15 protein-coding genes are annotated in these 21069 nt (G+C 61.7%); 12 read left to right on the forward strand and 3 right to left on the reverse strand.

Features of this window, described 5'->3' with window-relative positions; translation table 11 throughout:
• On the reverse strand, nt 1-1992 hold a 1992-nt coding region (locus tag LKX83_RS20250; protein ID WP_227884292.1), incomplete at its 3' end, for a DNA topoisomerase 3.
• 228 nt (nt 1993-2220) lie between these two features.
• On the opposite strand from LKX83_RS20250, the gene LKX83_RS20255 reads away from it, so the two are divergent.
• The 12 genes from LKX83_RS20255 to LKX83_RS20310 all read left to right on the forward strand — a co-directional run bounded on the left by LKX83_RS20255 (nt 2221) and on the right by LKX83_RS20310 (nt 17477).
• Nucleotides 2221-3852 (forward strand): response regulator, encoded by a 1632-nt coding sequence (locus tag LKX83_RS20255; RefSeq protein WP_227884293.1) that lies wholly within the window; start codon nt 2221-2223, stop codon nt 3850-3852.
• 1 nt (nt 3853) lies between these two features.
• Nucleotides 3854-5641 carry a cache domain-containing sensor histidine kinase gene (locus tag LKX83_RS20260; protein WP_227884296.1) on the forward strand — a complete coding sequence of 596 codons (1788 nt, stop codon included), beginning with the start codon at nt 3854-3856 and terminating at the stop codon, nt 5639-5641.
• 18 nt (nt 5642-5659) lie between these two features.
• Entirely contained in the window at nt 5660-6640 is a 981-nt protein-coding gene (locus LKX83_RS20265) for a substrate-binding domain-containing protein (RefSeq protein WP_227884298.1), read from the forward strand.
• 17 nt (nt 6641-6657) lie between these two features.
• Nucleotides 6658-7986: an ABC transporter substrate-binding protein gene (locus LKX83_RS20270; protein WP_227884300.1), complete on the forward strand. Its 1329-nt coding sequence runs from the start codon at nt 6658-6660 to the stop codon at nt 7984-7986.
• A gap of 585 nt (nt 7987-8571) precedes the next feature.
• Nucleotides 8572-9972 carry an ABC transporter substrate-binding protein gene (locus tag LKX83_RS20275; RefSeq protein WP_227884302.1) on the forward strand — a complete coding sequence of 467 codons (1401 nt, stop codon included), beginning with the start codon at nt 8572-8574 and terminating at the stop codon, nt 9970-9972.
• 84 nt (nt 9973-10056) lie between these two features.
• Nucleotides 10057-10962, forward strand: a complete 906-nt coding sequence (locus LKX83_RS20280; protein WP_227884304.1) for a carbohydrate ABC transporter permease — start codon at nt 10057-10059, stop codon at nt 10960-10962.
• A gap of 13 nt (nt 10963-10975) precedes the next feature.
• A complete protein-coding gene (locus tag LKX83_RS20285) occupies nt 10976-11821 on the forward strand; it encodes a carbohydrate ABC transporter permease (RefSeq protein WP_227884306.1) in 846 nt (281 codons plus the stop codon).
• Nucleotides 11822-11960: 139 nt separating this feature from the next.
• The gene (yhbH, locus tag LKX83_RS20290; RefSeq protein WP_227884307.1) at nt 11961-13106 is read left to right on the forward strand and encodes a sporulation protein YhbH; all 1146 of its coding nucleotides are present in this window, start codon (nt 11961-11963) and stop codon (nt 13104-13106) included.
• Nucleotides 13107-13350: 244 nt separating this feature from the next.
• Nucleotides 13351-14049 carry a response regulator transcription factor gene (locus tag LKX83_RS20295; protein ID WP_227884308.1) on the forward strand — a complete coding sequence of 233 codons (699 nt, stop codon included), beginning with the start codon at nt 13351-13353 and terminating at the stop codon, nt 14047-14049.
• Nucleotides 14046-15542, forward strand: a complete 1497-nt coding sequence (locus tag LKX83_RS20300; protein ID WP_227884309.1) for a sensor histidine kinase — start codon at nt 14046-14048, stop codon at nt 15540-15542. The genes LKX83_RS20295 and LKX83_RS20300 overlap by 4 nt, the downstream gene beginning before the upstream one ends.
• A 161-nt stretch (nt 15543-15703) precedes the next feature.
• A complete protein-coding gene (locus LKX83_RS20305; protein WP_227884310.1) occupies nt 15704-16900 on the forward strand; it encodes a TolB family protein in 1197 nt (398 codons plus the stop codon).
• A gap of 16 nt (nt 16901-16916) precedes the next feature.
• Nucleotides 16917-17477, forward strand: a complete 561-nt coding sequence (locus LKX83_RS20310) for a hypothetical protein (protein WP_227884311.1) — start codon at nt 16917-16919, stop codon at nt 17475-17477.
• Between the two features lie 188 nt (nt 17478-17665).
• Here LKX83_RS20310 and metE read toward each other — a convergent pair whose 3' ends face one another.
• Together metE and LKX83_RS20320 are read right to left on the reverse strand one after the other, a co-directional pair.
• Nucleotides 17666-19951: a 5-methyltetrahydropteroyltriglutamate--homocysteine S-methyltransferase gene (gene metE, locus LKX83_RS20315; protein ID WP_227884313.1), complete on the reverse strand. Its 2286-nt coding sequence runs from the start codon at nt 19949-19951 to the stop codon at nt 17666-17668.
• 149 nt (nt 19952-20100) lie between these two features.
• Nucleotides 20101-21012 (reverse strand): LysR family transcriptional regulator, encoded by a 912-nt coding sequence (locus LKX83_RS20320; RefSeq protein WP_227884315.1) that lies wholly within the window; start codon nt 21010-21012, stop codon nt 20101-20103.
• Between the last annotated feature and the right edge of the window lie 57 nt (nt 21013-21069).

Here is a 21069-nt window from a genome sequence, read left to right on the forward strand (position 1 = left end):
CCGCGGCTTGCGCGCCGCTCTCCCGGCGGCCGGACCGCCGCCCTCGCCGGCGGCGCCTTCGGCGGACCGTGCCGCGCCCCGGCCGCCCGCGCGGCTCGCTCCCTTGGCCGGCTTCTCCGGCCGCGCGAACGCCGTCTTCGCAGCCGGACGCTGCATTCGCACCTTGTCGATGATGAGGCGGGTGAACTTCTGCACGTTCGCCATAAACGTCTCGGCGGACGCCTGCCCGCGCGCGATCTCGTTCAGCCGCCGCTCCCACTGGCCAGTCATTTCCGGGGAAGCGAGCAGCTCGACCCCCGCGCCGCGAATGAGCTGGATGGCCGAGCGCCCCTTCGGCGTGATGACGATCTTTTTGCCCTGCATCTCGACGTAGCCGACCTGCTTCAGCCGCTCGATCGTCGCTGCGCGCGTCGCCGGCGTCCCGAGCCCGGAATCCTTCATCACGTCGCGCAGCTCCTCATCCTCGATCTGCTTGCCCGCGCTTTCCATCGCCTTCAGCAGCGTGCCTTCGGTGTACGCCTTCGGCGGCTGCGTCTCCTTCGCCTTCGCCTCCGCTTCGGCGCAGCGAACGCCCCGGCCGGCGTCCAGCTCGAACGGCGCGTTCGTCTCCTCTTCCTCCTCGCGCTCCTGCTCGCCGCCGTCGTCCTTCGCGCCGCCTTTGCCCTTCTTCGGAACGCCGCCGCCGGGCGGCTGGTCGCCGTAGACGACCTTCCACCCCGGAGACAGCAGCTGCTTCACCGTCGTCTTGAACGTCTCCTCCTCGACTTCGGTCAGCACGGTATGCACGCGATACTCCGCAGGCGGGTAGAAGTGCGAGACGAATCGCCGCACGATCATCTCGTACAGCTTGCGCTCGTCGGGCGAGAGCCCCTGCGTTTTTTTCGCCGTCGGCATGATCGCGTGGTGATCTTCGACCTTGGCCGGATTGCAGACGCCGCGGTTGCCCGGATGGACGAGCCGCTTGTTGCCCCCCGCCGCGATCGCTTCGAATTCCGTTCCCCGCAGGGCATCGAGGGCGCGGTGCATCTCGGGGATGTTCTCGTTGTTCACGTAGTTCGAGTTCGTTCGCGGATACGTGATCGCCTTGTGCTTTTCATAGAGCGCCTGCGCGACGTCGAGCGTCTTTTTGGCGGAAAAGCCCAGCTTGCCGTTCGCCTCCCGCTGCAGAAGCGTCAGGTCGTACAGCCGCCACGGGTACTCCTTCGTATCCTTGGCTTCGTAGCTGGCGATCCGGCCGTCCTTGCCCCGCACCTTCTCCGCGAGCCGTTCGGCCCGGGCGGGATCCATGATCCGCTCGCCCTGCCACAGTCCCCGGTACGTCGTCTCGCCTTGGACAAACGTCGCCGACACCTCGTAATAGGTGAGCGAGTCGAACGACTCGATCTGCACCTGCCGGTCGTAGATGAGCGCGAGCACCGGCGTCTGGACGCGGCCGACCGACAGCAGTTCGTTGTGCTTGGTCGTAAAAGCGCGGGAGCCGTTCATTCCGATCAGCCAGTCGGCCTCGCTGCGCGCCTGCGCCGCCTTGGTCAGATTGTCGTACTCGGCCCCCTCCTTCAGCTCCGCGAACCCTTTGCGGATCGTCTCCGCCGTCAGGTCCGAAATCCACAGCCGCTTCACCGGCTGCGCGAGACCCAGATGCCGCTGAATGAGCGCGAAAATATGCTGCCCCTCGCGCCCGGCGTCGCAGGCGTTGACGAGCCGGTCGCAGCGGCCGGCAAGCTCGCGAATGACCTGGAGCTGATCCTTCGTCCGGGGATTCGGAAGCAGCTTGAACCGCTCGGGAATGATCGGCAGATCGTCGAACCGCCACTTCTTGTATTTCTCGTCGTACAAATCCGGCTCGGCGAGACCGATCAGATGCCCGATCGCCCAAGTGACGATGTAGCGCTCGCCCTCCAGATAGGTTCGCTTGTTCGCCGCCTTCGGCTCGATCACGGCCGCGATATTTCGCCCCATATCGGGCTTTTCGGCGATCACCAACGTTTTCAACGGTCATGTTCCTCTCTCGGTCCCGAATCTTTGCCTTCTATTATAGCATATCGGTCCTGGCGCTCTTTTTCCGCAGCGCTGCGGCTCTCCGGCGAGAAATCATGGAATTGTGACCCGGGATTGGAGGATTTTCCCCCCTCGCGCGAGAATCGTTGGATTATGATGAAAGGACCGCAGCTTGCGAGACGGTTGTCGGTTGCGCAACCGAGAGGAAATGAGGGACAAGCGATGTACAAGGTTATCGTCGTCGACGACGAAGCGGTCGTGCGGGAAGGGTTGAAGATGACGATCCGCTGGGAGGAGCACGGCTTCGAGCTTGCGGGCGACTACGCGAACGGTCGGGAAGCCTGGGATGCGATCGAGAGGCGCAAGCCCGACCTCGTCATCTCCGACATCAGCATGCCGTACATGGACGGTCTGGAGCTGGCCGAGCTCGTCGCGACGCAGTTCCCTTATATCAAAATGATCATCCTGACCGGCTACGATCAGTTCGAGTACGCCCAGCAGGCGATCCGTCTCCGCGTGTCGGACTTCATTCTGAAGCCGATCACCGCGCGGGAAATCCGGGAGCTGCTGGACAAAGTCCGCCGGGAGATGGATGAGGAGGCGCGTCGGCTCGAGGATCTTTCGCGGCTGCAGCATCAGCTTCACCAAAGCTTGCCGCTGCTAAAGGAACGCTTCCTCGAGCGCCTCGTCGCGCTGGAGCTCGGCAAGCCGGAGATCGACGAGCGCTTTGCCTACTTCGGACTGCCGCCGCTCGCTCCGTCCTGCCTCGTCATGGTCGCGGACATCGACGACTTCGGCGAACGGGATGCGCATTTCGGCGACGCGCACGACGCGGAGTTTTTGCGCTTCGCGGCTTTCAATATTTTCGAAGAGACGGTCCAGGGACGCTCGGACGTCCTCCTGTTCCGGACGCGCGAGGAGCGGATGGTCGCGATCCTCTCCGGCCGGACCGAGGAAAGCGATCTGTACGACCAGGCATTCGCCATCGCCGAGGAAGTTCGCCACTTGGTGGAGAAATTCCTGAAGTTCACGGTGACGATCGGCGTCGGACGGCCCTGCGTCTCGGCGGAGCAGCTGCCGCTCTCGTACCGGGGCGCCCTGTCGGCGCTCGACTACCGATTCCTCCTCGGCAAAAACCGCGTCCTCAGCGTCGCCGACCTGGAGGCCGTCCCCCCCGCGCCGCGGCCCCAGCCGGACGCCGAGCGTCTTCTTGCCGCCGCCGTGAAGACCGGCACCGCCACGGAGGCGTACGCCCAAATCGAACGGCTCGTCGCCGAGCTGAAGGCGTCCTGGATGCCGGTCGGACCCTGCTTTCTGCAAGTGCAGAGGGTCGTGCTCCTCCTCGTAAACGCGATGCAGGAGATGGGAATCGCGGGCGGCGCGGAGGACGGCCTCGAGCCGCAGCTCTGGCTTACGGACGTTTACCGGTTCAAGACGCTCGACGAGATCGAATTTTGGCTGAAGCAGGTCGTGGGCGCGATGATGGAAGCCGCGCAGGCGAACCGAAACCACTATACGCTCCAGCAGATCGTCCGGGCGAAGGCGTACATCGAGGCGAACTACGGAAACGAGAAGCTCTCGCTGCAGGAGCTGTGCCGGCACGTCCTCATGAGCACGAGTTACTTCAGCCTCGTGTTCAAGCAGCAAACCGGCGAGACGTTCGTCGAGTTTCTCACCCGCGTCCGCATCGAGAAGGCGAAGGAGCTGCTGCTCGGCACCGCGCTCAAGTTCTACGAGATCGCCGAAAAAGTCGGCTACGGCGACCCGAACTATTTCAGCATCCTGTTCAAGAAGCATACCGGCTGCACGCCGCGCGACTTCAGGGACCGGCAGGCGAAGGAGACGAATCGGTGACATGTATTTCGCGCGCGGACCGCTGCGTCCGCTGTTTCCGCTAAAAAGCATCCAGTCGAGCATCTCCGTCGCTTTCTCCTGCCTCATCCTCGTCACGATCGCCGTCACGAGCCTCATCCAATTCCGGCTGTCCGTCGACGCGGTGGAAAAAAACTCGCGCGGCTACATCGAGGAAGTCATCAAGCAGGTCAACACGAACATTCAGTCCTACGTCGACAATATGGAGAACATCTCCCTGCTCGCCATGACGAACAAAGACGTCAAATACTACATTTCCAACAACAGCTTCATCAGCGAAGAAGAGCGGCGGCCGTACGAGAAGCGGATCTCCGACCTGTTCCAGTCGATCCTCTATACGCGCAAGGACATCGCCTCGATCATGGTGTTCGGCTACAACGGGCGCTTCGTGTCGGACCGGCGGATTACGAGCCTCAATCCGAACGCGAAGGTCGAGGAGCAGCCTTGGTACCGGAATGCCAAAAACGAAGGCGGCAAATCCGTCATCTCCGCCCCGCACGTGCAGAACATCATCCAGAACGAATACCGGTGGGTCGTGTCGCTCAGCCGCGAGCTGAAAAACACGGACGGCATCACCGCGGACGGCGTCTTTCTCGTCGATCTGAACCTGAGCGTCATCAACGACCTAGCCCGGCAGATCAATCTGGGCAAAAAAGGCTACGTGTTCATCGTCGACGAGAGCGGCAACATCGTCTACCACCCCCAACAGCAGCTCATCTACAGCAGCCTTCGGACGGAGCATATCGCCGAAGTGACGACGGCGGGCAGCGGAGACTCGTTCACCGTCGACGACGACGAGGGCAGGCGGTTCTATACCGTCCAGGATACGAACTTCGGGTGGAAAATCGTCGGCGTCGCCTACGCCGGCGATCTCATCGGCTACAAGAGCACCTTGCGCAACTCGATCCTCATCACCGTATGCGGCGTCGCCGTCTCTCTCCTGGTGTCGGTCTTCCTGTCGCACCGGCTGTCCCGTCCGATCCGCAACCTGCAGAAGACGATGCGGATGGTCGAAAAGGGCAACTTCGACGTCAAGACCGAGATCGGCCAGATGAACGAGATCGGCCAGCTCGGGCGGACGTTCAACATGATGGTCGGCCAAATCAAAAACTTGATGCAGGAAATCATCGAGACGCAGGAGAACAAGCGCAAAGGCGAGCTCCAGCTCCTCCAGGCGCAGATCAACCCGCACTTTCTCTACAACACGCTCGACTCCATCGTCTGGATGGCCGAGCAGCAAAAACATGAAGAGGTCGTGCTCATGACGTCCGCGCTCGCCAAGCTGTTCCGGGCAAGCATCACGAAGGATCAGGAGATCGTGCCGATCCGGGTGGAGATCGAGCATATCGCGAACTATCTCCTGATCCAAAAAATGCGCTACGCGGACAAGCTGAACTACGAGCTTGCGTTCTCGGACGAAATCCTGCCCTACCGGACGCTGAAGATTTTGCTCCAGCCCTTCGTGGAAAACGCGATCTATCACGGCATTCGCAACAAACCGGAACCGGGCACCGTCACGATCCGCGGCTACGCGACGGCGGACGCCGTCGTCTTCGAGGTGGAAGACGACGGGCTCGGCATGACCGAAGTGCAGCTCGCGCGCATCTGGGAAAGGCAGGTCAATCCCGATCCGGGCAAAGGCGGCATCGGCATCCACAACGTGAACGAGCGGATCCGCCTGTTCTTCGGGCCCGAATACGGCATCCGCATCCGCAGCGAGCTGGCGGAAGGCACCTGCGTCTCGATCACGATACCCAAAGTACTCGACTAGAGGGAGGCCGACCCGTCCATGCGCATCCAACGCTTTACCCTCGCGCTCGCGCTGCTGCTGCTGGCGGCCGCCGTGTACGCCGTTTTTGATTTCAAGCTTTATCCGGCGTCCTCCGCCCCGGAAAAGACCGTCACCCTTCTGCTCAAGTCCAAAAACATCCGGACGGACTACTGGCAGACGGTCAGCGCGGGCGCCGAAGCGGCGGCCAAGGAGGCCGGCGCCTCGCTCGACATCGAAGGCCCGCTGCAGGAAACCGACGCCGACGCACAGGCGGAGCTGCTCGAGGCGGCGATCGACCGCGAGCCCCAAGCCATCGTCATCGCGCCGATCGACGACGACCGGATCGCCCAATCGCTCCAGCGGGCGAGGGATGCGGGGATCAAGCTCGTCGTCATCGACACCCCGTCGAAGCTGAAGCCCGCGCCCGTCTCGGTGTCTAACAATCACCAGGAGGCGGGGCGCCAGGCTGGACTGGCGGCGGCGCGGGCGACGAAGGGCAATCCGTACGTGGCGATCGTAAGCGACTTTCCGGATTCCGTCGTGTCCGCCGAACGGGAGAAGGGCATCCTCGAAGCGGTTTCGTCCGATCCGGCGCATAATGCGGGTACGTACTACGCCGAGGATGCCGAAGAGAAAGCTTACGCGCTTGTAAAGAGGGTGCTCGCGCGCAAGCCCGGCCTGAACGCCGTCTTGGCGCTGAACGAGCCGGCGGCGCTCGGCGCCGCCAAAGCGCTCAAGGAAGCGGAAGTGACGAACCGGGTCACCTTGATCGGCTTTGACAGCTCGATCTATCAGATCAAGCTGCTCGAAGACGGGAGCCTGAAGGCGATTGTCGTGCAGAAGCCTTTCAACTTGGGCTATCTCGGCGTCAAATCCGCCCTCCGGCTGATCGACGGCCAAAAGGTCAAGTCGACCTACATCGACTCGCTGATCGTGACGAAGGACAACATGTACACGCCGGAAAACCAAAAGCTGCTGTTCCCGTTTAACCAGAAATAGACCGGAGGCTGGAGCTTGTGAACAAAATCGATAGTCCGGCAGGCCGGCAGCCGCCCGGACGCCGGCTCGTCCGAACCATAGGCGCCGGGGGCGTTGTCTTGCTGGCCGCATTGCTCGTCAACGCTTGCGCCATGACCGATCGGCCGCAGACGAACGAAGATCGCAAGCAGTCGCTGATCCGCTTCGTCGCCTCCGAGTACAGCACGGAGACGAAGCCGATCCTGGAGAAGCTCGTCCACGAATTCGAGCTGAAAAATCCCGATATCGTCGTCGAGCTGCAGGTCGCCAACTGGAACGTGCTGGACGGCATCTATACGGCCATGATTAGCCGAAACCAGCCGCCCGACCTGCTGAATACGAACGTGTACGCCCATTTCGCCAAAGCCGGCATTCTGAACGACCTGAACGACATCGTCTCCCCCGAGTTGAAGCGCAAGTTTTATCCGAACCTGCTCGAGATGGATCAGTTGGACGGGCGCCAATATGCCCTGCCCTACGTCACGTCCACCCGGAATTTGTACTACAACAAGGAGCTGTACGAAGAAGCGGGCATCGAGGCGCCGCCGAAGACATGGTCCGCCCTGGAGGAGGACGCGCGCAAAATCGTCCAGTCCGGCAAATCCCACGGCTTCGGCGTGGACCTGACGGACGACGAGATCCAGGCGTACCTGTCCTACTTTTTTTTCGGTGCCGGCGGCGGCTGGTTCCGCGACGGCGCCTGGACGATCAATTCGCCGCAAAACGTGGAAGGCTTGACGTTTCTGAAGGAGCTGTTCGACGCCGGTCTCACCGACCCGGAACCGACCGTGACGACGCGGGACGAAAAGCAGCGCATTATGGGCGACGGCAGCCTCAGCATGATGATCTCGGGCAATTATTTCTCCTCGGTCGTGCCCCGGGAATTTCCGGGACTGAAATGGGGCGTCGGGCCGATTCCCGTCAAGGACGGACATGCCCCGATCTCGTTCAGCGTGCAGGACGTGCTCGTCTCGTTCAAGACGGATCATACCGATCCCGTCGCGATCGCCAAGTTCCTCGACTTTCTCTACGACGACGCGAACTATGAGGAGAACGTCATCCGCGAAGGCTTCATCCCGGTCATCGCCCGCGTCGGCGACAAGCTGTCGCAGGCGGATCCGCTGATGAAAACGTACCTCGGCTCGATCGGCCAGTCGAAGTTCTACCCGATTCAGCAGCCGGCGTGGCAGTCGATCATGGACAAGGCCCGCACGATGGGCGACGCCGTCCTCTTCGACCACTTGTCGCCGCAAGCCGCTCTGGACCAGCTGCAGCAGTTCGCGGTCAACCGCACGAACGAGCTCGCCGCCAAGCATCCCGCCCCTTGAAGGCGGGATGCTTTTTTTGCGGTACAAGGCGGAAGAATCGGTGCCCTCCCCGCCTCTCTAACGAAAAAAGTTTCGTCGAAACTACCGCCCGAGCGCTTATGTGCGTATGTAAACTACCTACATTCATCGAAAGTGCCGCCCCGACGTCAATGTGCGTATGCAAACTACCTACATTCACCGAAAGCGCCTCCCGAGCGCCAATGTACGTATGTAAACTACCTACATTCACCGAACCCCCCATCCGAGCGCCAATGTACGTATGCAAACTACCTACATCGGCGGTTGGCGGGCGGAATCGGCGAAAGAGGGAGTCGTGGACTCCTACATCGGCGGTTGGCAGGCGGAGTCGGCGAAAGAAGGAGTCTACGACTCCTACATCGGCGGTTGGCGAGCGGAATCGGCGAAAGAGGGAGGATGCTTTTGCAGCCCGAACCCTCCCATGCACCCGCCCCCTCTCCGCACGAAAAGAAAAAAGCAAAGATTCTGTGGAAGATATTCGATAGAGCCAGCCTCGCCCTCCCCTCTATGATGGTGACAGGCGCCATTTCGGCGCGATCCAACATCTTTCGGGGAGGGTTCATCTTCATGGTAGGGAATAAAAAGATCGCGGCAGCCGGACTGGCCGCAATGTTGGCCGTACTGCCGCTGGCGGGCTGCGGCTCCTCCAAGGGCAACGGCGGCAGCGATAGCTCGCCGTCCGCATCCGCATCCGCGTCCTCGTCGCCTTCGGCCTCGCCCAGCCCGAGCGAGTCCGCAGGTGCGAGCCCAAGCGCGAGCGACTCGGGAACGAAGCTCACCGGCGACTTCGAGATCCAGTACTTCGTCGGCGGCTACGGCGACAAGTGGTGGAAAAAAGTCGTCGCCGACTTCAAGGCGGCCAACCCCGACCTGAACGTCATCGAAGACGGCGGCCCGAAGATCAACGACCAGAACAAGCCCCGCTGGATCGGGGGCAATCCGCCCGACTTCGTCTACATCGACGGCGCCGGCCTCAACGACAGGCAGATGGTCGAGGACGGCCAGCTGGAGGACCTGACCGAGTGGTTCAAGACCGCCAAAAACGTCGACGGCAACCTGATCAGCGACATCCTCGCCCAACCGCCGCAGCAGTACGACGGCAAAATCTACAACATCCCGCTCGTCTTGAACTCCTGGGGCATCTTCTGGGACAAAGCGCTGTTTAAGGACAAGGGCTGGACCGAGCCGACCGACTTCCCGTCGTTCCTGGACGTCAGCGAAAAGATCAAAGCCGCGGGCATCACGCCGTTTATCCATACCGGCAAATACCCGTACTACGTCCAGGGCGCGTTCCTGTACCCGGCCATCGTCTCGGCCAACAACGACGACTACAGCATCCTGAAGGACATGGCCGACTCCAAGGTCGATGCGTTCAAGAGCCCTGCCGTCATGGCCGGTCTGCAGCAGCTCGTCGAGCTCCGCGACAAAGGCTACATCGACAAAGCGTCGATCCAGATCAACCATACCGACTCGCAAATGTCGTTCCTGCAGCACAAGGACGCGTTCATCCCGAACGGCCTGTGGCTTCCGAACGAAATGTCGAAGGACGTGCCGTCCGGCTTCGACTTCGGCTTCATTCCGTCGGTCACGCAAAAAGCGGGCGGCAAGGTCGTCGCCAACACGTCCACCGCGACCGTCGCGATCGCCTCGAAGGCGAAAAACAAAGAAGCGGCCAAAGCGTTCCTGTCGTTCATCTTCTCCGAAGCGCAAGCGTCCCAATGGGCCGAGCTGAGCGGCGCGCCCTCCAACATCAAAGGCGATATCTCCAGCTCCAACGCGCCGAACTTCGTCAAGGACGCCGCGAAGTTCCTGAACGATCCGAACACCGTCGTCATCCCGACGATCACATTTAACGCCGACGTCGAAAAGGTCATGTGGGACGCGACGGACGCGCTCACGATCGGCAAGATCACGCCTGACGAATGGGTCAAGCGCGTCACCGACGCTGCCGCCAAAGTCAAAAAATAAGCAAGCGCAGTCGCAGATCATCGCGAAAGGAGACCCGGGCGCCGCCTCGGGCTCCTTTCGCCAACTTGAAAGGACGGGGTCACCGTGAAGACATCCGGAACGGCCAGATGGCAGCGCAACGTCTTCATTGCCGCCTTCACCATTCCCACGTTTCTCTTCTTCTGCCTCTTTACCATCTATCCGGTCGTCAAAGCGCTGTATTATTCGATGTTCGACTGGTCCGGGATGTCCGACCGCATGGCATTTATCGGCTGGCAAAACTTCAAAGACATGTTCGATGATCCGATCGTCTGGCAGGCGCTCGGCAACGACTACTTCCTCGTCGCCGGCAAAGTCGTCGGCATCATGATTCTCGCGACCTTTTTCGCCGTCGCGCTGACACGGTTCCGCTTTCGGCTGGCGGGCTTTTTCCGCTCCATCTTCTTCATCCCGAACGTCATCTCCGTGGTCGTCATCGGCGTCCTCTGGAATTTCATATACAATCCGCAGATCGGCTTCCTGAACGCCTTCCTGTCGCTGTTCACCAAGGAGCCCGTCTCGATCACCTGGCTCGGCTTCACCTCCCATACGATCTGGATGCTGCTGCCTCCGTCGATCTGGGCCGGCATCGGTTTTTACATGATTTTGCTCATCGCAGCCATCCAGAACGTGCCCGAATCGCTTTATGAGGCGGCCGAGCTCGAAGGGGCGGATCAGTGGCGGCAATTCCGCGACATCACGATGCCTCTTGTCTGGGAGCAGATGAAGGTGTCCATCCTGAACATCATGATGACGACGCTGAACGGCTCGTTCGTCATCGTCTGGATCATGACGGAAGGCGGTCCCGACAACTCCACCCAGGTCATGGGCTCCTACTTGTATCAGATGGCGTTCCGCCAATACCACTTCGGCTTCGCCGCCGCGATCGGCGTCCTGATCCTCGCGACCTCGCTCGTCACGACGATCATCCTGCAACGACTCCTTCGTCAAGAGACGATCGAGATGAGCTAAGGGGGACTCACCTATGCATTTGGGCCTGCGGCATCCCGTCGCCAAAACCGTCTTTTACGCCATCCTGCTGCTCTGGAGCTTCTTCGTGCTGTACCCGCTGCTCTGGACGCTGCTCGACGCCCTGAAAAACAACGAGCAGTTTCTGCGCAACGCCCCCTGGGCGCTGCCCAAGCTTCCGCTGCTCTGGTCGAACTTCTCGTACGTCTGGAACAAATACAACTTCGACGCCTATTTTCTCAATTCGCTCGTCGTCACGACCGGCTCGACGCTGCTCGGCCTGCTGCTCTCGGCTTCGACCTCCTATGTCATCGGCCGTTATCCGTTCCGCGGGAGCGGCGTGCTTTACCTGTTTTACATCGCGTCCATGATGGTGCCTTTCGTGCTCGCGCTGATCCCGTTGTTTTTCCTGCTCAACTCGATGCATCTGATCAATACGTCCATCGGCCTGATTCTCGTCTACGCCTCCAGCGTCCTCGCCTTCGGCGTCTTCGTGCTCGTCGGCTTTTTCAAATCGCTGCCGAAGGAGCTCGAGGAATCGGCCATCATGGACGGCGCGTCCCATTACGGCACGTTTTTCCGCATCATGCTGCCGCTGTCCCAGCCGGGACTCGTCACGGTCGCGATCATCAACGTCCTCAACATCTGGAACGAATACGTCGTCGGTACGATCCTGATCAACGACCCTCGGCACTACACGCTCCCCGTCGAGATCGGCGTCATGCAGCAGGAAATGCAGTACCGGACCGAGTGGGGGCCCCTGTTCGCCGCCCTGATGTTCACCATCGTGCCGGTGCTCGTCGTGTATATTCTATTCCAGCGCAAAATCGCGAGCGGCATTACCGCGGGCGCCATCAAATAAGGGTGGGGATCGCGCACGCCGCCGAATTTATCTGAAAACGAGAACAAGCTCCCGGACATTTCGCACACATCGTTTGGCCGTGCGAGAATATATTGAATAACACGCACGAACCCAAAGGCGAGGAAGGTGGTGTCTGACCATGACCGAACCGTCGTTCATTTTGTCTCGCGAGGACTGGTCGCTTCACCGCAAAGGGTATCAAGACCAGTCCCGCCACCAGCAGAAGGTCCGGGAGGCCATCAAGATGAACCTTCCCGACCTGGTGACCGACGAGAGCATCCTGACCTCCAACGGCCAGCAGGTCGTCAAGATTCCCATTCGCAGCCTGGATGAATATCACTTCATCTACAACCATCACAAATCCAAGCATGTCGGGCAAGGGGACGGAGATTCCGAGGTCGGCGACGTAATCGGAACCGATCCGCAGGAAGCCCGCGGCCCGGGCAAGGGCGAAGGCGCGGGCGACCAGCCGGGCATCGACTACTACGAGACGGAGATCAACATCGCGGAGCTCGAGCAGATGCTCTTCGAGGAGCTGGAGCTGCCCCGCTTGGAGAAGAAAGACAAGAAGCAAATGAGCGAGACGGAGATCCTCTTCAACGACGTCCGCAAAAAAGGCATCATTTCGAACATCGACAAAAAGCGGACGATTCTCGAAAACCTGCGCCGCAATTCGCGCGACGGGCGGCCGCAGATCGGCGGCATTTCGCCGGACGACATCCGCTACCGGACGTGGAACGAAGTCGAGCGGCCGCATTCGAATGCCGTCATCCTCGCCATGATGGACACGTCGGGCAGTATGGGAAGCTACGAGAAATACGCGGCCCGGAGCTTCTTTTTCTGGACGGCCCGATTCCTTCGGACGAGGTACGAAAAGGTCGAGATCGCCTTTATCGCCCATCATACCGAGGCAAAGGAAGTAACCGAAGAAGAGTTTTTCACGCGGGGCGAGAGCGGCGGAACGATCTGTTCGTCGGCGTACATTAAAGCGCTGGAAATCATGGACTCCCGCTACCCGTCGAACGAGTACAACATCTACCCGATCCATTTCTCCGACGGCGACAACCTGACGAGCGACAACGAGCGCTGCATTCGCTTGATCGGCGAGCTGATGCGGCGGTCCAATATGTTCGGCTACGGCGAAGTCAACCAGTACAATCGGTCCAGCACGCTAATGGCCGCTTACAAGCACATCGACGACCCGAAATTTCTGTATTACGTCATCAAGGACAAATCCGACGTCTTCCTCGCGCTCAAGCATCTGTTCCGCAAGCAGGAAGCTTAAAAACGGCAAGACTCCTCCCGAACGAATATCCGGGCATCTTCCTCGCGAAGATGCTTTTTTTGCGCCCGGAACGGGCTTTTGGAATATTTGCCTTCGCGGATGGGGTACATTTTAAGCAGAATCGCGGCCGAGGGCCGTTCAGCGCCGGGCTTGCCGGACACGCCGCGCAACTTTCCGGGCGAGCCGCCCGTCAAATACGAGCAACTACTCTCCCGCCGAATCGGCGGCAAGGAGCTGAGCGGAAATGGTGAACGTGCTCGTCGTGGACGACGAAGCCGGCATCTCAAGCGCGATCGCGTACGCGCTGCGCAGGGAAGGCTATGCCGTCGAGACCGCGGCGGACGGCGTCGAAGCGTTGGAGCGGGCGGAAGTCTTCCGTCCCGACGTCATGGTGCTGGACGTCATGATGCCGCGTTTGAACGGCTACGACGTCTGCCGCAAGCTGGAGGGCCGGGACAAGCCGGCCATCCTGCTGCTGACCGTTAAAGACGATATCGTGGACAAGGTGCTCGGGCTCGAGCTCGGCGCCGACGACTATATGACCAAGCCTTTCGATATGCGGGAGTTGATCGCCCGCGTCAAGGCGCTGTCCCGCAGGCGAGGCGCGGACGCCGCGCACACCGCGGGGACAGACGCGCAGGAGACGATCGCGCTCGGCGGCTTGCGGATCGAAGCGTACAGTCGCACCGTTCGGCTGGAAGGAAAACCGATCGAGCTGACGCCCAAGGAATTCGACCTGCTCCTGCTGCTCGCCCGCAACCCGGAGCGCGTATACTCGCGCGAATCCCTGCTCGAACAGGTATGGGACATGGATTTCGCGGGCGGCACCCGTACCGTCGACATTCATGTCCAGCGGCTGCGCAAAAAACTCGGCGCCTGGCAGCACCTCATCCAGACGGTTTACGGCATCGGGTACAAAAGCGCCGCCGCGTCCACGCCATGAAGTCCGGACGTTTCCGCCCCGGCCTCAAGCTCAAAGGCGCCGTTCTTCTCGCGCTGCTGCTCGCGACGGTCCTCGCGGTGCTGAGCGCACTCGTCCTCGCCGGCATCCGGAAGGATCAGCGGACGGAGCTCGAGCAGTCGTTCGCACGCCTTGCGGATGCGGCCAATCTGCGGGTGCGGCAGGAATACCTCACCGTCGAGACGACGGACACGGCGGCGTTCATGAGCCGCAACGGCCAGCGGCTGGCGATCGATCTCGGCGAACAAAGCGGTATGGCGGTGACGCTCTACGACAACGACGGCGCGTTCGTCGGCACCTCGCTGCCGATCCAGTCCCGTGCGGACGTCTCCGACGCGCTGACCTATACGGCCCGCGGCCAAGCCGCCTATATCACGGAAGGCGACCAATTGCTCTATCTCGCTCCGCTGTACGGCGGCGACCAGCGGCTCGGAAGCGTGCAATTCCATGCTTCTCTGGCGGACCAGCACGCTTTCTACGAGAGCATCCGGCGGCTGTTCCTCCTCACCGGAGCGGCCGTGCTGGCCGGAGGCTTCCTGCTCGGCTATTACTATGTCCGGCGCCAGGTTAGCGTCATCGATCGGCTGAACGCCGCCGCGCAGCAAATCGGGCAAGGCGATTATCTGACGAAGCCTTCGGTCCGGCGGGGCGACGAGTTCGGGGAGCTGGCGGTCGGCATCTACGACATGAGCGAGAAGATCGCCCGCTCCGTCCGCCAATTGACCAAGGAGCAGGAGAAGCTGCTCGCCACGATCGCCAGGCTGCAGGAGCTGGAACAGCAGCAAAAGCAGTTCATCGGCAACATCAGCCACGAGCTGAAGACGCCGCTCACGTCCATCCTCGCTTATGCCGATCTGCTCGAGATGTACCGGGACGATCCGGCGCTGCTCGAACAGGCCGGCGGACGCATCCGCGACGACGCGGAGAGACTCTATGCGCTCGTGGAAAAGGCGCTCCAACTGTCGGCGATGGACGTCTACGAGTTCGAGACCCATGCCGAGTCGGTCCCGCTCCGCCCGCTTCTCGAGAATGCCGCGCGGCGGATGCAGGCCAAGGCGGCCGCTGCCGGCGTCGACCTCGAGACCGATCTAGTCGACGGTACCGTCTGGGCCGACCCGGACAATGTAATGCATATGGCGCTGAATCTGCTGGACAACGCGATCAAATACAACCGAGCCGGCGGCGCCGTCACGCTCTCCAATCGAACGGAGACGCGGGACGGAGCGCGGCCGGCCGCCGTCATCTCCGTTTCGGACACGGGCATCGGCATCCCGCCCGAGGCGCAATCGCGCATTTTCGATCCGTTCTATACGGTCAGCGCGGACCGGTCGCGGGCGTCCGGAGGCACGGGACTCGGCCTTGCGCTCGTCCGGAGCCTCGCGGAAAAGCAGGGCGGTAACGTCCGTCTCGCCGCTTCCGGACCGGACGGCTCCCGCTTCGAGCTCGTCCTGCCGGCCGAACGTCCGGGGGAATAAATCGATGCCGCGCAATGTTTACAACTTCGATACAAGCTCGCAATCTTTTCGAGAAACGCGGGCGATAAGATGGGTTTAGCAGGGAGCCCCGACAAAGTCGCGGCCGGCGAACCGGGCGGCCCGCCGATGATTAGACCTCGTATGATCGGGAGGAACTGCGAATGAAAAAGGGAAAAGCATCGAACGCTTGCAAGCTTGCCGTCGCGGCAGCTCTCGTCGGCTTGCTGGCGGCCTGCCAAGGCGGAGCGGACCGATTAACGGTGCCGGGAGCCGGGGCAGGCGCGAACGCCAGTCAAACGCCTTCCGGCGATTCCGGCGGAAACGGCCGCAAGCTGACGATCGTGCCCGGCTCGGGACCGACGGCCGGCCGGGAAACCGCCGTGAAGCGCATCCACCGGCTGGCGGGCGCGAGCGTCGAGTCTTGGACGTCCGACGACGCGGTGCGCATCCTGACGACCAAGCCCGTTCGGCCCGCCACGGCCACGGAGGAGGCGAAGTTCGAATACGAGACGTCCACGTACGACCTCGTCCGCGACGTCCCGGGCAAGGCTACCAAGGTCCGGCTGCCTTCCGAGACCGAGAGCGGCGGCGCGTTCGTGCGCGAGGAGCCTTCGCCCGACGGCCGGTACGTCTTTCGCCAGACCTGGCGCGACAAGTACAAGGCGAGCAATGCCGTCGTCGAACGCGCCACCGGCCGCGTCGTTGAAGTGCCGGGCGACAACTACCTGGAAAAGGGCGCCTGGCTGGACGACGGGACGTACGCGCTGGCGGCGGGGTCGATGACCGGCCCGGGCGACCTCCGCCTGATCGCCGTCATTGGGAAGGTCGCGACGCTGGAACTGAACGATCCCGACGTCGAATCGTTCTCGGCCTTCGGCGCCGGCGGCGGACGCCTTTATTACCTCGACAAGCTCGGCAAGCTCAAGTCGTTCGCACCGGGCGAAGACAAACCGCGAACGCTCGTCTCCGGAGCCGACGCGTTCGCCCTCTCGCCCGACGGCGCGCGGATCGCCGTGACCGAGACCGGGACCGGCGCGGCGGGATCGGCCCCCGCGGAGCTGCGGCTCTACGGCGCGGACGGCACCGCCCAAGGCGCCTTGCTCGGCAAAGGCGATCTCGTCCCTGCGCTCGCGTGGTCGCCGGACTCCGCCAAGCTGGCCTTTGCCGTGTACGCCGAAGACAAGGGCGGCATGAACGGGGTTTACATGCTCCAAGCCGACATCGGCAAGATTTCGCTGGTCGCGCCCAACGCTTTTCCCGAATATCCGCTGTCCTGGAATCCGTCCGGCTCGCGGCTCGCCGTCACGACGTCGGATCGCCATTCGCTGCCCGTGACCCAAATTTACGATTTCGACTAAAAAGGAGAGATCTTACATGAAGAAAAACACGAAACGATCGATCGTCGCCCTGGCCGTGCTCGCCTTGACCGTCAGCGGCGCCGCCGGCGTTTACGCCGCCTCGAACGCGCACAAAGGCAATGCGCCCAAGCACGCCTCGAAGCCTCCGATTTCTCGCCCGGGCACGCCTGCCTCCCGTCCGCCCGTCCAAGCGCTGCAAGACGTGAAGTACACCGATGCACAGCTCAAGGAAATCAAAAAGGCGTTCGCGCAGTTCGAATCGTTCGAAACGGCGTACGCGCCGAAGTCCATGAAGAAAGGCGACGTCTACCGGAAAGCGGTCGCCACGGGCGACGGCGTGAACCTCGTGTTCGACCATATGATCGTCAACGTCTCGCCCCGCGATTACGCGTATGAATACGAAGGCAAAACGATCAAGCTGTCCAACGGCACGTCCGCCAAATGGTACACCCCGGACCAAACGCCGATGCTGACGTTCCAGCTGGACGACCGCTTCGTGACGATCAGCTCGCCGGACGGCAAAGCAAGCAAAGCCGACCTCGAGAAGATCGCGGTGAGCGTCGCGAAGCTGGGTTGAGGCAGACGCTTCATCGTCCCCGGTTTCTGTCTGCAGGATTGCAGGCAAGCGAAGGATTGAAAGAAGCCCGCGGAACATCCCGACGTTCAAAACAAAAGAACCTCAACCTCCGCTTGTTTGTGGAGGTTGAGGTTCTTTTTTCTCGATTCATATCGGATCAGCGCCACTATGGCGATCTAACGACCCGCTTAGGCCTGGACCGCGTATCTTTCGCGCGCCCGCTCGGTCGCTTCGACCATGTGGCGGAGCGCGGCGATCGTCTCTTCGGCTTTGCGAGTCTTGAGGCCGCAGTCCGGGTTGATCCAGAATTGCGCCGGGTCGAGCACGCGCAGCGCCCGGTCGATCATGCCGCACATCTCGCCCGCATCGGGAACCCGCGGGCTATGGATGTCATAGACGCCGAGACCGATGCCTTTGTCGTACGTATGGTCCTCGAACACCGATATCAGCTCGCCGTGGCTGCGCGAGGTTTCGATCGAGATGACGTCCGCGTCCAGCGCGCTGATCGCATCGATGATGTCGTGGAACTCGCTGTAGCACATATGCGTGTGGATCTGCGTCTCGCTGCGGACGGTGGCCGTCGAAATCCGGAACGCCCGGACGGCCCAGTCCAGATACGGCTGCCACTGCTCCCGCTTGAGCGGCAGCCCTTCGCGAATCGCCGGCTCGTCGACCTGGATCATGCCGATGCCGGCCTCCTCCAGCGCCTTCACCTCTTCCCGAAGCGCCAGCGCGATTTGGTAGGCGACTTCTTCGCGGGTTTTGTCGTCGCGGACAAACGACCAGTTCAAGATCGTGATCGGTCCGGTCAGCATGCCCTTCACCGGCTTCGACGTCAGCGATTGCGCGTAAACCGTCTCTGCGACCGTCATCGGCGCCGTGAGCTCCACGTCCCCATAGATGATGGGAGGCTTGACGCAGCGGGAGCCGTAGGACTGCACCCATCCGTTCGCCGTGAAGGCGAAGCCCTCCAGCTTCTCCCCGAAAAATTCCACCATGTCGTTGCGTTCGAATTCGCCATGGACGAATACGTCGATCCCAAGCTCCGTCTGGATGTCGATCCATTCGCGGATCTGCTCCTTCACGAACGTCTCGTACGCCTCGTTGCTCCATTCGCCCTTGCGCCACTTTTGGCGGGCGCCGCGGACTTCCGGCGTCTGCGGGAAGCTTCCGATCGTCGTCGTCGGCAGCAGCGGCAGGTTCCAGCGCCGGCGCTGCGCCTCCCGGCGAACCGGGAACGCGTCGGCACGCACGTCGGGCTGCGCCGACAGCTTCGCCATCTCGGCCTGCACGCGCGGGCGCTGGCGGGACGGCGACTCGGCGAGCGCGCGGCGCCGGCGGGCCGCTTCGGACAGTTCGGCGGCGACCGATTCGGTGCCGGACCGGCCGGCCTTGGCGAGGAGCGCGAGCTCCTCCAGCTTCTCGTCGGCGAAGGCGAGCGCGTCACGAAGCTCCGGCTGGAGCGCCCGCTCCTGCGCGGCGCTGACGGGGACGTGCAGCAGGCTGGAGGACGGCTGGATGAGAATCCGATCGGCCGAGACCCATTCGCGCAGCGCGGTCAGCGCGATCAGCTTTTCCTGAAGATCTGCCTTCCAAATCGAGCGTCCGTCGATCAGGCCGGCGCCCAGCACCTTGTCCGACGGGAAGCCGTGGCGGCGGACTGCCGCCAGATTGCGCCCGCCGTCGTGGACGAAGTCGAGGCCGATGCCGTGGACCGGCAGCGAAACGACGGCTTCGTACGCGTCGACCGACTCGAAGTAAGTTTGCAGCATCAGCTTGACGTCCGGCACTTCCCGGGTCAGCGTCTCATAGATGCGGGCGACGCGGGCCAGATCCTCCTCCGCCAGCGTCGTGGCCAGGATCGGCTCGTCGACCTGCACCCACGCTACGCCTTCCGCGGCCAGCTCGCGCAGCACCTGCGCGTACAGCGGGAGCAGCCGGTCGATCCATCCGTCCAGCTCGTTTGGCGCATATCCTTTGGACAGCTTGAGGAACGTATAGGGCCCGACGAGCACCGGCCGGCCCTCGATGCCGAGCTCCGACTTCGCCTCCCGGTAAGCGTCCAGCAGACGGTTGCGCGTCAGATCAGGGTTGGCGTCGGCCAGCTCGGGCACGATGTAGTGATAGTTGGTGTTGAACCATTTCGTCATTTCGCTGGCGGCAGCTTCCCGATTGCCCCGCGCCACCGCATAATAGGTCGCTTGATCAACCTCTCCGCCCGCGTAGCCGAACCGGGCGGGAATCAGCCCGAACATCGCCGATAAATCCAGGATGTGGTCGTAATACGTGAAGTCTCCGACGGGGATGACGTCGATGCCCCGTTCCTGCTGCGCCTTCAGATTGCCCAGGCGGATCGTCTTCAGCTCCGCGTGGAACGCGCCTTCCTCCAACTGGCCCGCCCAATAGCGTTCCAGCGCTTTTTTCCATTCCCGGTTCCGCCCGATGCGGGGATAGCCCAAGTTACCGCTAAACATAATCGCATATTCTCCTCATCTCTCTGATCGTGCGAACGGCCGATTCGATCGAATGCCGATTCGCTTGGTTGGATATCAGAAAGATAGCATGCTTTTCCAGCCATAGCGTAACTCCTAATAACTATAGCTGGTTATAGCCAAAAGCTATATCAAACCAACGGGTTCGCGACCGCTTCCTGCAGCGCCTGAATATAAGCGACGGCGAGCTTGGAGAGCGCGGCGTTCCGGTGGCAGATCCACCCGACGTGGATCGTCTCCTCGCTGGCGAGCGGAACGGGGATGATTTCGTTGCCGTTCAGATCCGCGCTAAGCACGCCGGTCGAGATCGTGTAACCGTCCAGCCCGATCAACAGATTGAACAGGGTGGCCCGGTCGTTGACCCGGATGCTTTTGCGGTGCGTGAGCGTGCTGAGAATTTCCTCGGAAAAGTGGAACGAGTTGTACTCTCCCTGCTCGAAGTACAAATACGGATAGTCCTGAAGCTGGTCCAACGTGACGACGGCATGCTTCGCCAGCGGATTGCGGATGCTGACGAAAATGTGCGCCCGGGCGGTGAACAGACTCGTGAACATCAGGTTGGCGTCCTTCAGCAGCCGGTTGATCACCTTGGCGTTGAACTCGTTGACGTACAAGATGCCGATCTCGCTGCGCTGGCTTTTGACGTCCTGGATGATCTCGTGCGTCTTCGTCTCCCGCAGCGCCAGCTCGTACTCCTCCTGCCCGTGCTCGCGCACAAGCTTGACGAAGGCGTTCACCGCAAAGGCGTAATGCTGGGTCGACACCGAGAAATGCTGCGGCGACGGCTTGGCGTTCAAATACCGGTTCTCCAGCAGCTCCGCCTGCTCGATCACCTGGCGGGCGTAGCCGAGGAATTCGGCTCCTTCCTTGGACAGGGAAATGCCTTTGTTCGTCCGCTCGAAGATCGTAATCCGCAAATCTTCCTCGAGTTCCTTGATCGCGTTGGACAGGCTGGGCTGGGAAATGAACAGCCGCTTGGCGGCTTCGTTCATGGAGCCGCGGTTGGCCACTTCAATCACGTATTTCAATTGCTGCAGCGTCACGAAGGTCTGTCCCTCCTCGGATCGTCGACCGGCCGCCGCGCGGATCGACCCGCCGTC

Origin of the sequence: Cohnella baijiui (assembly GCF_020731285.1) — a bacterium.
Lineage (GTDB): Bacteria > Bacillota > Bacilli > Paenibacillales > Paenibacillaceae > Cohnella.